General features: G+C 68.1%; 10 protein-coding genes. 6 read left to right on the top strand and 4 right to left on the bottom strand.

Annotated features, from left to right (window positions below):
- Positions 1–98: 98 nt before the first annotated feature.
- On the bottom strand, positions 99–1826 hold the full coding sequence (locus tag ACLQ3J_RS01770; protein ID WP_425902006.1) for a DEAD/DEAH box helicase: 1728 nt from the start codon (positions 1824–1826) through the stop codon (positions 99–101).
- A 229-nt stretch (positions 1827–2055) separates the two neighbouring features.
- On the opposite strand from ACLQ3J_RS01770, the gene ACLQ3J_RS01765 reads away from it, so the two are divergent.
- Positions 2056–3351 carry a YihY/virulence factor BrkB family protein gene (locus ACLQ3J_RS01765; protein ID WP_425902004.1) on the top strand — a complete coding sequence of 432 codons (1296 nt, stop codon included), beginning with the start codon at positions 2056–2058 and terminating at the stop codon, positions 3349–3351.
- Here the strand turns inward: ACLQ3J_RS01765 and ACLQ3J_RS01760 are convergent.
- Positions 3321–3560 (bottom strand): DUF3039 domain-containing protein, encoded by a 240-nt coding sequence (locus ACLQ3J_RS01760; protein ID WP_169620671.1) that lies wholly within the window; start codon positions 3558–3560, stop codon positions 3321–3323. The genes ACLQ3J_RS01765 and ACLQ3J_RS01760 overlap by 31 nt on opposite strands.
- 73 nt (positions 3561–3633) lie before the next feature.
- Here ACLQ3J_RS01760 and ACLQ3J_RS01755 point away from each other — a divergent pair, with 73 nt between their 5' ends.
- From ACLQ3J_RS01755 to ACLQ3J_RS01745, 3 genes are all read left to right on the top strand, one after another.
- Complete coding sequence (locus ACLQ3J_RS01755; RefSeq protein WP_169620670.1) at positions 3634–3993, top strand: DUF3099 domain-containing protein; 360 nt, start codon at positions 3634–3636, stop codon at positions 3991–3993.
- 27 nt (positions 3994–4020) lie between these two features.
- Complete coding sequence (locus ACLQ3J_RS01750) at positions 4021–5499, top strand: DUF7059 domain-containing protein (RefSeq protein WP_422424278.1); 1479 nt, start codon at positions 4021–4023, stop codon at positions 5497–5499.
- A gap of 172 nt (positions 5500–5671) precedes the next feature.
- Complete coding sequence (locus ACLQ3J_RS01745) at positions 5672–6634, top strand: sigma-70 family RNA polymerase sigma factor (RefSeq protein WP_169620668.1); 963 nt, start codon at positions 5672–5674, stop codon at positions 6632–6634.
- An 89-nt stretch (positions 6635–6723) separates the two neighbouring features.
- On the opposite strand, the gene ACLQ3J_RS01740 is transcribed toward ACLQ3J_RS01745, so the two are convergent.
- Positions 6724–9408 (bottom strand): GNAT family N-acetyltransferase, encoded by a 2685-nt coding sequence (locus tag ACLQ3J_RS01740; RefSeq protein WP_422424280.1) that lies wholly within the window; start codon positions 9406–9408, stop codon positions 6724–6726.
- Positions 9409–9463: 55 nt separating this feature from the next.
- Positions 9464–10735, bottom strand: a complete 1272-nt coding sequence (locus ACLQ3J_RS01735; protein ID WP_422424276.1) for an acetoin utilization protein AcuC — start codon at positions 10733–10735, stop codon at positions 9464–9466.
- Positions 10736–10839: 104 nt separating this feature from the next.
- On the opposite strand from ACLQ3J_RS01735, the gene ACLQ3J_RS01730 reads away from it, so the two are divergent.
- Positions 10840–11526, top strand: a complete 687-nt coding sequence (locus ACLQ3J_RS01730) for a metal-dependent transcriptional regulator (RefSeq protein WP_169620666.1) — start codon at positions 10840–10842, stop codon at positions 11524–11526.
- 52 nt (positions 11527–11578) lie between these two features.
- Entirely contained in the window at positions 11579–12577 is a 999-nt protein-coding gene (gene galE, locus ACLQ3J_RS01725) for a UDP-glucose 4-epimerase GalE (RefSeq protein ID WP_425902002.1), read from the top strand.

The raw sequence follows: 12577 nt of genomic DNA, 5'->3' as shown, positions 1-12577 counted from the left end.
TCGGCGGTGTCTCGCCCCCCGGCGCCTACAGCCCCCCCTAGGGGGGCGACCACTGCTGTTGGGGTCCCCCGCTTCCGTCTGTTCCGGCTCTCCGTCTGTCACCAGGTCCGCAGGATCGCGATCCGATCTCGCAACTGCTCGACATTGGCCATCGCCGTCGGCGGACCTCCGCACTGCCGGCGCAAATCCCCGTGGATCACCCCGTGCGGCTTACCGGTCCGGTGGTGTACCACCGCGACGAGCGAATTGAGCTCACGACGCAACTGCGCCAGCGAATCGGCGGTCGCGACCCGCTCCGTGACCTGAGGGGGAGGTTCGTGCGCGGGAACCGCTTTCGGCTTCTCGAGTTGCTGTTCCTGACGTTGCCGCAGCAGGGCTCGCATCTGGTCCGCGTCGAGCAGGCCGGGCAACCCCAGATAGTCGGCTTCCTCGTCGCTCCCGGAGAACGTGGCGGTGCCGAACGAGGAACCGTCGTAGATCACCTGATCGAGTTCGGCGTCGGCACCGAGCGACTGGAACGCCTTCTCGTCCTCCCCCGGCTCGTCCTTGCGGCGATTGGCGTCGGCGAGCAACTCGTCGTCGAACCCCTCCTTCACCCGGTGGGGTTTGCCGAGAATGTGGTCGCGCTGAGCCTCGAGCTGGCTGGCGAGGTCGAGGAGGACCGGAACGGACGGTAAGAAGACGCTGGCGGTCTCGCCTTTGCGGCGTGCACGCACGAACCGTCCGATCGCCTGCGCGAAGTACAGCGGGGTGGACGCGCTCGTCGCGTACACCCCCACCGCGAGACGGGGCACGTCGACGCCTTCCGACACCATTCGCACCGCGACCATCCAGCGCTGGGTGCTGGCGCTGAACTCCGAGATCCGCTTCGAGGCGGTGGGATCGTCGGACAGGACGACGGCGGGCGCCTCCCCGGTGATGACCTCGAGCGCTCGGGCGTACGCGCGGGCGACTGTCTGATCCGTCGCGATGACGAGCCCACCGGCGTCGGGCATCCCCCCGGCACGCAACTGTTCGAGGCGGGTGTTCGCCGCCCGCAGAACGGCCGGGATCCAGTCGCCCTCGGGATCGAGAGCGGTACGCCACGCTCGCGCCGTCTGTTCGGCGCTCAGCGGCTCGCCGAGGCGTGCGGTGAACTCCTCCCCCGCATTGGTACGCCACCGCGCCTCGCCCGAATAGGCGAGGAACACCACGGGCCGCACCACGCCGTCGGCGAGGGCGTCGGCGTACCCGTAGGAGTGGTCGGCTTTGGACTGCATCAGTCCGTCACCGTTCGGCTCGTACGTGACGAACGGAATGGCGCTGTCGTCACTGCGGAACGGGGTACCGGTCAGCGCGAGACGCCGGGTGGCGTCACCGAATGCCTCACGGATGCCCTCACCCCAGCTCTTGGCGTCACCACCGTGGTGGATCTCGTCGAGGATGACGAGGGTGCGGCGCGCTTCGGTGCGTACCCGGTGTTTGAAGGGGTGCGAGGCCACCTGTGCATACGTGACGACCACACCCTGGAAATCACTCGAGGTCTGGCCCGTCGAGTTCGAGAAATTCGAGTCGAGGGCGATACCGACGCGCGCGCCACCCGCCGCCCACTGATGCTTGAGGTGCTCGGTGGGCGCGACCACCGTGATCTGATCGACGGTGCGGTCGCGCAGCAGTTCCGACGCGACACGCAGCGCGAAGGTGGTCTTGCCGGCGCCCGGGGTCGCCACCGCCAGGAAATCACGAGGCTTGGTCGCCAGGTACTTGGTCAGGGCGCGACGCTGCCAGGCGCGCAGCTGTCCCGCCGGGGCGGAGGTCGTAGCTTGTCCGACGGTTTCGATGCTCACCGGTTTCTCGTGCTCCTTGTCCGCATAGCTCTGATCGACCTCCGCCGGTGCCGCGACGCAGTGCGCCTCGACCGGACGTCGACCGTCATGAAGCCTAACGTCTCCGCGCGCCGATCCCGGTCACGAACCGCGCCGACGATCACCTCCGGCGGGATCGTGGCAGACTTTCCCTGCACCTACCGGCCCGGCTCCGCGCATGACGGCACGTCGTCGGGAATGCTGGAAGCAGATGAACGACACACCCCGATCCCCCACCTCTCAGCCCCGCGGCCGCCTGCGGCACGCGGTACGCCGGACTGGGCAGGTCATCGGCCACACCTTGGCGATGTCCTGGAATCACTCGATCTTCAGCAAGGCGGCAACCGCGGCCTTCTGGCAGACACTGTCGTTGCCGCCACTGCTGCTCGGGCTGCTCGGCAGCCTCGGTTACGTGGGCGGATGGTTCGGACCCGACACGGTGGACATCATCACCTCCAAGATCGTCACGTTCACCCGTACGGCGTTCAGCGACAGCGTGGTGGACCAGATCATCCAGCCCACGGTCGAGGATGTCCTCAACCGCGGGCGCGCCGACGTGATGTCCGTCGGGTTCGTGCTGTCGCTGTGGGCGGGGTCGTCGGCGATTGCCACCTTCGTCGATTCGATCGTGGAAGCCCACCATCAGCAGAACCACCGCAACCCGATCTGGCAGCGCATCTTCGGACTGCTGCTCTACGTGATGTTTCTCATCCTGGCGGTGTTCACCCTGCCGCTCGTCGCTCTGGGCCCGACGATGATCGGCCGGTTGCTGCCCGACTCCTGGTACACGCTCGGATCGAGCATCGTCGACACGTTCTACTACCCGGGTGTCGGACTGCTGCTGCTCCTCGGTCTCACCACGCTCTACAAGGTGGCCCTGCCGAAGTCGCTCCCCTGGCACCGGCTGCTCGGAGGTGCGCTGGTTGCCGGCGCGTTCTTCATCGCCGCGAGCGTGGGACTGCGCTGGTACCTGACGATCATCGCGTCGACCGGGTACACCTACGGAGCGCTGGCCGCGCCCATCGCGTTCCTGCTGTTCACGTTCTTCCTGGGATTCGCGATCGTGCTGGGCGCCGAGTTCAACGCGACCGTTCAGGAGTTCTGGCCGGCGCGTGCGACCAGGATGGAACAGTGGAAAGAGTGGCTGTCGGCGCAGGCCGATCAGGTGCCGTCACCCGAACTCGGTCCGGTCACCAACCTCACGCGGCGGCTCACCGCGGCCAGCCCGATCCGGATTTCCGATCTGTTGCGCCCGGGAGACCAGCAACCCGAGGCGTGCCCGATCGACCGGCACGAGCGAGCCGACACCGACGGGGAGTGCATGGAACTCGAGCGGGACGGCACGGAAGCCGACCGGCCCCGTCCGGACAGCACCGCACCCGAACATGCAGAAGCGGCCGGGGAAGAGAGTTCTCCCCCGGCCGACGATGCCGATGTACTACCGCTGGACCCGGGTGCCGGAACCGAGCCCGAGGCTCACTCGCCGCCTCTACGGAGGCCTTCGTAGACCTTCTTGCACTCGGGGCACACCGGCGAACCGGGTTTGGGCGATCGCGTCACAGGGAAAACCTCGCCGCACAACGCAACCACGTGGGTTCCCATGACCGCGCTCTCCGCGATCTTGTCCTTCTTCACGTAGTGGAAGAACTTGGGAGTATCGTCCTCGGTCGTCTCGTCGGGGGTGGTATCCGGCCGTTCCTTGGTATCCGTGCTCACGTATCCATGATGCCGCACGACGGCCGAGGATGCGCGTGTGCATCTCGGGACCTGTCGTGGGAAGGTGGAGGCTATGGCAAGAACTTCAGGTTTCGGTGGATCTCCCGACCACGGATCGCCCGATAACCCGGTTCTGATCACGGAGGCGTCGGCGTCTCTCGAGGACCAGCACCGAGCGCGGGTCCGCAAATACCTCACGTTGATGTCGTTCCGTATCCCCGCGCTCATCCTGGCGGCGATCGCGTACGGCGTCTTCGAAAACCCCTGGATATCGATGGCCATCATCGGCCTGTCGATCCCGCTCCCCTGGGTCGCCGTGCTGATCGCCAACGATCGGCCGCCGCGCAGCAAAGACGAGCCGAGCCGCTGGGACGGCCGTTTCGACACGAACCCCGCCATCGAGGCACCCGACCGCCGGGTCATCGACGGCTGACGCACGACGCCCTGCGAGAATGCCGGGGTGGACCGCGACCTGCTTCTGTCGATCTGCCCTGCCCTGCGCACGGCGCTGAACCGATCCCGCTACGACCTCGACGCCGTGCGGGAACTGCTCGGGCCCGAGGCGCACGCCGCATACGGTCGCGGGGAGCCGGTACCGGCGCGCCGCGCGGCCCGCGGGGCCGGTGATCTGGGCCTGCTCGTGCGCCTGTTCCTTTTGCAGGACACCTGCCCCGAGCACGACGTGGCACGCGCGCTCGCTCCCCTGTCCCCGGCCGACGCGATCCGGGCCGGACTCCTCGAACGCGACGGTGACGGCGTGCGCGCCGCCCTCGACCTCCGCCCGTTCGACGCCGGGACCGGCACGCGGTGGTTGCTCTCGGACCTCGACGGCTCTCTCCGCCCCACCGTCACCCGCCCCGACCATGTCCTCGGCGTCGGGCAGGCCTCCCTGTCGCTGCTCCACGCCACTCCCACCGACCGGGTCGGATCGGTGCTCGATCTGGGCACCGGATGTGGCGTCCAGGCGATCCGCGCCGCCGAGTACGCGGACACGGTGACCGCAACCGACATCACGCCGCGGTGCCTGACCCTCACCGCCGCCGGCGCGGCGCTCAACGAGATCGACCTGGAACTGCTCGAGGGATCGTGGTTCGAGCCGGTCGCGGGCAGGACATTCGATCGCATCGTCGCGAACCCGCCGTTCGTGGTGAGCACCGGCGACGTCGAGCACAGTTACCGGGACTCCGGGATGGATCTCGACGGCGCCAGCAAGCTGATGGTCTCGCAGGCGGTCCGGTATCTGAACCCCGGTGGAACCGCTGCGATGCTCGCGTCGTGGGTGCACGTCGACGGTGAGGACTGGCGGGCCCGCGTCGCCTCCTGGCTCCCTTCGCACGGCGTCGACGCCTGGGTCGTCCAGCGAGACGTCGCGGACCCCGCGCTCTACGTGGGGACGTGGCTGCGCGACGGCGACGCCGACGAGCGCGACCCCGACGGTGCAGCCCTCGCCGAGCAGTGGCTCGACCACTTCGAACGCAACGGCGTCGAGGGCGTCGGGTTCGGATTCGTCTATCTGAGGCGGACCGACGGCCCGTCGGACGTGCTCGCCGAAGACCTGCGGCACGGGTCCACCGATTCCCTCGGGGACGAGGCGGTCGACTACTTCCGGCGTGTCGAGTGGCTCCGGAACCACGATGTGCTCGGCGCGCGGTTCACTCTGCGGCCCGACACCGCTCTCGAGCGGGTCTATCTTCCCGGCGCGGAGGGCTGGAAAGAAGCCGTCGTCCGCGTGCACCGCGGCAACGGACCCGGGTGGCAACACGAGATCGACGACCTCGCCGCCGCGCTGCTCGCAGGATTCCGGGCCGACGGATTGCCGTTGGAGGACCTGGTGACGTTGCTTGCCGCCGCACACGGGGAAGACGAGGACGCGTTGGCGGCACAGGCCGTCTCGCTCGTCCAGGGTCTGGTCCGGCACGGACTGGTCGAACCGGCCTGATTCCGGCGTCTGCGGCGGTGGCGGGTTCCGCCTGGGCGATCTCTCAGCAACTTCTCAGGACGGGCGGCGGGTTTCCGCAGGTCAGTGCGGTGGCGCTCACAGTCTCACGGGAACTATCGGTGGGCTTCCGAGCGTTGAAGCTTGTAAGACACCACCGATGAGGAGGCACGTCATGGCACGCCCCGCAACAACCGCTCGCGTCGATTCGGACATCGACAGCCAGAGCCCCGCCGCTGATCTCGTCCGCGTTTATCTGAACGGGATCGGCAAGACAGCTCTGCTGACGGCAGCCGATGAGGTGGAGCTGGCCAAGCGGATCGAGGCCGGTCTGTATGCCAAGCACGTGCTCGAGACCAAGAAGCGGCTCACTGCTGCGAAGAAGCGCGACCTGTCGATCGTCGTTCGCGAAGGCCAGGCCGCCCGCAGCCATCTGCTCGAGGCGAATCTGCGTCTCGTGGTTTCGCTCGCGAAGCGGTACACCGGACGTGGTATGCCCCTGCTGGACCTGATCCAGGAAGGCAACCTCGGCCTGATCCGCGCGATGGAGAAGTTCGACTACGCGAAGGGCTTCAAGTTCTCGACCTATGCCACGTGGTGGATCCGTCAGGCCATCACCCGCGGCATGGCCGACCAGAGCCGCACGATCCGCCTGCCCGTCCACCTCGTCGAGCAGGTCAACAAGCTCGCCCGGATCAAGCGTGAGTTGCACCAGCAACTCGGCCGGGAAGCTACCGATGCGGAACTGTCGAGCGAGTCGGGCATCGCGGTCGAGAAGATCGCCGATCTGCTCGACCACAGCCGCGACCCGGTGAGCCTCGACATGCCGGTCGGCAACGACGAGGAGGCGCCGCTCGGTGACTTCATCGAAGACGCCGAAGCCACGTCCGCCGAGAACGCCGTCATCGCGGGACTGCTGCACAGCGACGTCCGGACCGTGCTGGGCACGCTCGACGAGCGCGAGCAGCAGGTAATCCGCCTGCGGTACGGCCTCGACGACGGACAGCCCCGCACGCTCGACCAGATCGGCAAGCTGTTCGGGTTGTCGCGCGAGCGGGTCCGGCAGATCGAACGCGAAGTGATGAGCAAGCTTCGCGAGGGCGAACGCGCAGATCGCCTTCGCGCATATGCCAGCTGACCGGGCGCGTCAGCGGTAAAAGATCCCCGAGGACCGGGCTGGGTCCTCGGGGATCGTCTTGTCTGTGGGGCGCCCCCGCGGATCGGCGGTCAGCGCAGGCGCCGGGGCCCCAAATCGAGCGGGTGCGGTTCCGGGCCGACCCGCACGTGGGCGTCGGTCAGTTCCACACCCACAGGGGACGCGAGCAGCGGCTCACAGACGAGATCGCGCACCTCGGGCAGATCGTCGGCGAGAGCCGAGATCCGCTGGACGAAATCCACCAGCGCCGCCTTGTGCACCGGGGCCGCGTTGCGGTAGCCGGAGAGCAGCGGTGCGGCCTTCGGTGCGTCGATCAGTTCGGCCGCTTCGTCCTCGGTCAGGGGCAGCACCCGGTACGCCCGGTCGCCGAGAAGGTCGGAGATGACACCGGCGAGGCCGAACGAGATGAGTGCGCCGAACGACGGATCGTCCTGCACGCGGATCGCACATCCGATGCCTTTGACCGCCATCTTCTGCACGTGCAGCAGCGGCTCGCCCGACATCGCCGCAAGGTCGCGGTACGCGATCCGCACGGATTCCGCGTCGACGAGATCGAGCCGTACCCCACTCAGGTCGGGACGATGGCGCCACTGCGCCCCGGTGGCTTTCACGGCGACCGGAAAACCGATCTCCTTCGCCGCCGCGACCGCTTCGGACTCGGTGGTCACCGCCCGGAAATCCGCGACGTGCACGCCGTAACACGCCAGTAGCAGCGCCGCCTCCGTGTCGGACAGGTACCTGCCCTCGGGAGTGGTCTCGAGCCACCCCTGGACGAGCGCGCGGGCCCGGTCGGGATCGATCCCCGCCGGGCGCACGACCTGCGACGGCGGCCTGCTGCGCCACTTCGCATAACGCCATGCCCGCGCGAGCGCCTTGGCCGCACGCTCGGGCCCCGGGTACGACGGCACCGACCCGCGGGTGGGGTTGCCCGCGGAGTCCCGCACGGCGAGCACGTCGGGGATGCCTTCGGTGGCGAGGAAGGTCGTCACCACGGGCTTGTCGGATCCGGAGACCGCATCGCGCAGTGCCTGGGCGAACGGTTGCACGTCCACCGCGACCGGTGGCACGAACACCGCGATCACCGCATCGATGCTCGCCGAATCCAATGCGTGCGCCACGGCCTCGGCGAACTCGTCCGGGGTCGCTTGCGGCCCGAGGTCCACCGACTCCGGTGCCACGAGTCCTTCACCGCGTGCGGCGTCGACCGCGAGCACACCGAGAGCCGTGGAATTGCCGATGACGGCAACCCGCGGTCCGGCGGGCAGCGGCTGATACCCGAAGAGCAGAGCCGAGTCGAACAGTTGCGCAATGGATTCCACCTGCACGACACCGGCCTGTTCGAACAGACTGCGCACCATGGTGTCGTCCATTTCGCCGGTACGTGCCGCGAGGGCCGGCGGTACGGCATGGCGTCCGCTCTTGACCGCCACGATCGGCTTGCTGCGCGCCACCCGGCGGGCGATCCGCGAGAATTTGCGCGGGTTGCCGAAGCTCTCGAGGTACAGCAGCACCACCTCGGTCGCCGGGTCGGTGTCCCAGTACTGCAGCAGGTCGTTGCCGGACAGGTCGGCGCGGTTGCCGGCGGAGACGAACGACGACAGGCCCACCCCGGTCTTCGCGGCCTCGTCGAGGATGGCGATACCCAGAGCGCCCGATTGGCAGAAGAAGCCGACGTTGCCGAGCGCCGGAAGTACCGGTGCCAGGGTCGCGTTGAGCAGAATCGACGGATCGTTGTTGGCCACGCCGAGCGCGTTCGGGCCGATCAGCCGCATGCCGTGGGAGCGGGCGGCGAGGGCGAGTCGCCGTTCCGCGTCGCGCCCCTCCGGCCCGGTTTCGCCGAATCCGGACGAGACGACGAGCAGCGCCTTGACGCCTTTGGCGAGACAGTCGTCGAGTACGGCGTCGATGGACTCGGCGGGCACCGCGGCGATCGCGAGGTCGACCTCGTCCGGGATGTCGCGAACCGTGGGGTAGGCGCGCACCCCCCGCACCGATCGGTGTTCCGCGTTGACCGGGTACACCGGTCCGGTGAACCCGCTGCGCAGCATGTTCACGAGCACCGCATTACCGACCTTGCGGCTGTCGGTGGACGCACCGATCACCGCGACGCTGCCGGGGCCCAGGATGTTGCGGACGCTGCGCGCCTCGGCGGCGCGTTCGCGGGCGTTCCGCACCGAGACGAGCGCTTCGGTGGGGTCGATGGCGAACTCGAGTCGCACCACCCCGCCCTCGAAACTGCGGCTGACCTGGTATCCCGCTTCGCGGAACACCGTGATCATGTGCCGGTTCTCGGCGAGAACCTCCGCGACGAAGGTGTGCAGGCCGTTCTCGGCTGCCGCACCCGCGAGATGCTCGAGCAGGATCGGCCCCAGACCGCGCCCCTGATGCGCGTCGGCGACGGTGAACGCGACCTCGGCGGACAACCCGTCCCCCTCGTCCGGGAGTCCTTCGTACCGCCCGACCGCGATGATCTCGTCGCCGAGCAGCGCCACGAACGCGACACGGGTGTGGTGATCGACGACGGTGAACCGGAACAGGTCCTTCTTCGAAATCGTGGGATACGGCCCGAAGTACCGCAGGTACCGGGTCCGTTCCGACAGTTTGCTGTGGAACTCCACGATGCGGTCGGCGTCCTCGGGGACGATGGGCCGCAGATGCACGACGCCGCCATCGGAGGCCAGGACGTCGGCGACCCAGTGACGGGGATAGTCCCGGGCGACGCTGAGCGCGCGCTCGCGTGCCGCATCGGCAGCGATCTCCGCCTCGCTTTTCCCGGACTCGAGGCCCGGGTCCGCCGGTACTTGCTGGGATTCAGTCACGCGGGTCCTCCGGATCCAGGCCGAGCAGCGGGAACGCCGATCGGCGTGTGGCGATGATCGCCGAGTCGATACGGGTGAGCGCCCGATCGAGAGACGCCACCCCGGTTTCCGGGGTACCTCCCGGGCCGTCCCAGGGAAGGTAGGACACGTCCGAGTCCTCCCCCATGACGGTCGGCAGATCCACTCCGGGTGCGAGGGCGCCGACCCGTTCGCGCCAGTCTTCCGGAACGGCGGTGGTGGGGTCGATCTCGCGGTCGAGCGCCGCCGCGATGAGGTGGGTCCATGCCCGGGGCACGACGCGAACCAACCCGTAACCGCCGCCGCCGACTGCGAGCCAGCGGCCTTCGCAGTGCCGGTCCGCGAGATCACGCATGGCGAGATAGGAGGCCCGCTGACCGTCGACGGTCAGCGCCAGATCTGCGAGAGGGTCCTCGCGGTGACTGTCGGCGCCGCACTGGCTGATGAGGATCTGCGGGCGGAACGCAGCGAGCGCTCCGGGCACCACCGCGTGAAAAGCCCTCAGCCACAAGGAATCGACAGTGCCGGGCAGAACCGGCATGTTGATCGAGGTCCCCTCGGCCTCACCCGAGCCCACCTCACTCGACCATCCGGTGTTGGGCCACAGCGTCGCGGGGTGCTGGTGGAGAGAGATGGTGAGCACCCGCGGGTCGCCGAGAAAGGCGTGCTGGACTCCGTCACCGTGATGCGCGTCGACGTCCACGTAGGCAATGCGGTCGTAACCGTTGTCGAGAAGCCAGGAGATCGCGATCGCGGCGTCGTTGTAGACGCAGAATCCGGCGGCCCAGTCGGCCATCGCGTGGTGCATTCCCCCGCCGATGCTCACCGCGCGCCGGGTCCGGCCCGAGGCGATCTCCCGGGCGGCGGCGAGTGTGCCGCCGGCGAGGGTGGCACTCGCCTCGTGCATGCGGGGGAAGATCGGATTGTCCTCGGTACCCAGGCCGTGCGGGGCGTCGGCGACGGCAGCGGTACCGGGGGCGACCGCGCCGGCCCGTTTGACGGCATCGAGGTAGGCCGGGGTGTGGATGCGCAGCAGGTCCACATCGTCCGCGGGAGACGGATGGACCGTCTCGACACCCTCGAGCAGACCGATACTCTTCGACAGCGCCATGGTGAGATCGAGCCGCGTGGGGTTCATCGGGTGTGTCGGGCCCCACCGGTAGTCGAGGTATTCGGGGCTCCACACCACCACTCGATCGCCGCCCAATTGTGTCGTACCGCCCTCGGCGGTGGAGCTAGTGGTCATGAACACAGACGCTACTGGTCCGGGATGGGACGCGCGAGCAACCAAGGGCGCCCCCACCGCCCTATTCGCACGGTTAGAATCGGCGCAGACGAAGGGGTGTGAGAGTGAAGGACCTGGTCGATACCACGGAGATGTATCTCCGGACGATCTACGATCTGGAAGAGGAAGGCGTCGTGCCGTTGCGTGCGCGCATCGCCGAACGCCTCGAGCAGAGTGGACCCACCGTCAGCCAGACGGTCGCCCGCATGGAGCGGGACGGCCTGTTGCGCGTCGCCGGCGACCGCCATCTGCAACTGACCGAGAAAGGCCGCGACCTCGCGGTGTCGGTCATGCGCAAGCACCGTCTCGCGGAGCGACTCCTCGTCGACGTGATCGGCCTCGACTGGGAGAACGTGCATGCCGAGGCGTGCCGTTGGGAGCACGTGATGAGCGAGGAGGTCGAGCGGCGACTGGTCGAGGTGCTCAACAACCCGACGACGTCCCCGTACGGAAACCCGATCCCCGGCCTGGCACAGCTGGGCTTGGACAAGGATGCTGCTCCCGACGAGAAGCTGGTTCGGCTGACGGAGATTCCCGCCGGTAAACCGACCGCGGTCGTGGTGCGTCGGCTCGCCGAATACGTGCAGTCCGACCCCGATGTCATCGCGCGCCTGCGTGAGGCCGGAGTCGTCCCGGACGCGCGCGTTACAGTCGAGACGCGCCCGGGCTCGGTGACCATCACCGTGGCCGGGCACAACAGCTTCGAGCTTTCCGACGAGATGGCCCACGCCGTGCAGGTGAAACAGGTTTGATGCAGACCTCTTCACAGGCCCGCGGCGGGCCTGTGAAGAGGGGATCCACAGCGTGAGACTTCTGGTGACCGGCGGTGCCGGGTATGTGGGCAGCGTGTGCAGCACAGTGCTGCTCGAACAAGGCCACGAGGTGATTGTCGTCGACGACCTGTCCACAGGCAACGCCGACGCGGTCCCCACCGGTGCCGAATTCGTCGAAGGCGACATCGCGACGGTCGCGACCGAGGTCCTCGGCTCCGGTGACGACGGCCCCCGCTTCGACGGCGTGCTGCACTTCGGCGCGCAGTCGCTCGTCGGCGAATCCGTCGAACACCCGGAAAAGTATTGGCAGGGCAACGTCGTCACAACCTTGACGCTGCTCGAGGCGATCCGGCGATCGCGCACTCCCCGTCTGGTGTTCTCGTCGACGGCGGCGACTTACGGTGAGCCCGACGAGGTACCGATCGTCGAGGACGCACCGACGAGACCCACCAATCCGTACGGCGCGTCCAAGCTGGCCATCGATCATGCGATTTCGTCGTACTCCCACGCGCACGGTCTGGCGGCGACGAGCCTGCGGTACTTCAACGTCGCCGGGGCGTACGGCGGTGCAGGTGAGAACCGGACGGTGGAGACCCACCTGATTCCCCTGGTGTTGCAGGTGGCGCTCGGGCAGCGAGACCACATCTCCGTGTTCGGCACCGACTGGCCCACCAAGGACGGGACCGCGGTGCGCGACTACATCCATGTCAAGGATCTCGCCGACGCGCATGTCCTGGCGCTCACGCGGTCGGAACCGGGTCGCCACCGCATCTACAACCTCGGCAGCGGTGAAGGTTTCAGTGTCCGAGAAGTGATCGCTGCGTGCGAACGCGTCACGGGACTGCCGATCGCGTCGGTCGACGCCCCCCGCCGGGCCGGCGATCCCGCGGTGCTGATCGCGTCGAGTGCTCGGGCGATGAACGAACTCGGATGGGCTCCGAAACACACCGATATCGACGAGATCGTCTCGGACGCCTGGGAGTTCACCAAGAGCCTCGGCGATCGCTCGCACGCCGCACGTCGCGGCTGA

The organism is Rhodococcus sp. DT1 (assembly GCF_049844875.1).
Lineage (GTDB): Bacteria > Actinomycetota > Actinomycetes > Mycobacteriales > Mycobacteriaceae > Rhodococcus.
Note: the sequence above shows the minus strand (reverse complement) of the source record. Positions and strands in the feature narration are given on the sequence as shown.

Coding starts and splice junctions, on each gene's coding strand:
- ACLQ3J_RS01765 (WP_425902004.1), top strand. CDS start 2,056: ATGAACGACACACCCCGATCCCCCACCTCTCAGCCCCGCGGCCGCCTG.
- ACLQ3J_RS01755 (WP_169620670.1), top strand. CDS start 3,634: ATGGCAAGAACTTCAGGTTTCGGTGGATCTCCCGACCACGGATCGCCC.
- ACLQ3J_RS01745 (WP_169620668.1), top strand. CDS start 5,672: ATGGCACGCCCCGCAACAACCGCTCGCGTCGATTCGGACATCGACAGC.
- ACLQ3J_RS01735 (WP_422424276.1), bottom strand. CDS start 10,735: ATGACCACTAGCTCCACCGCCGAGGGCGGTACGACACAATTGGGCGGC.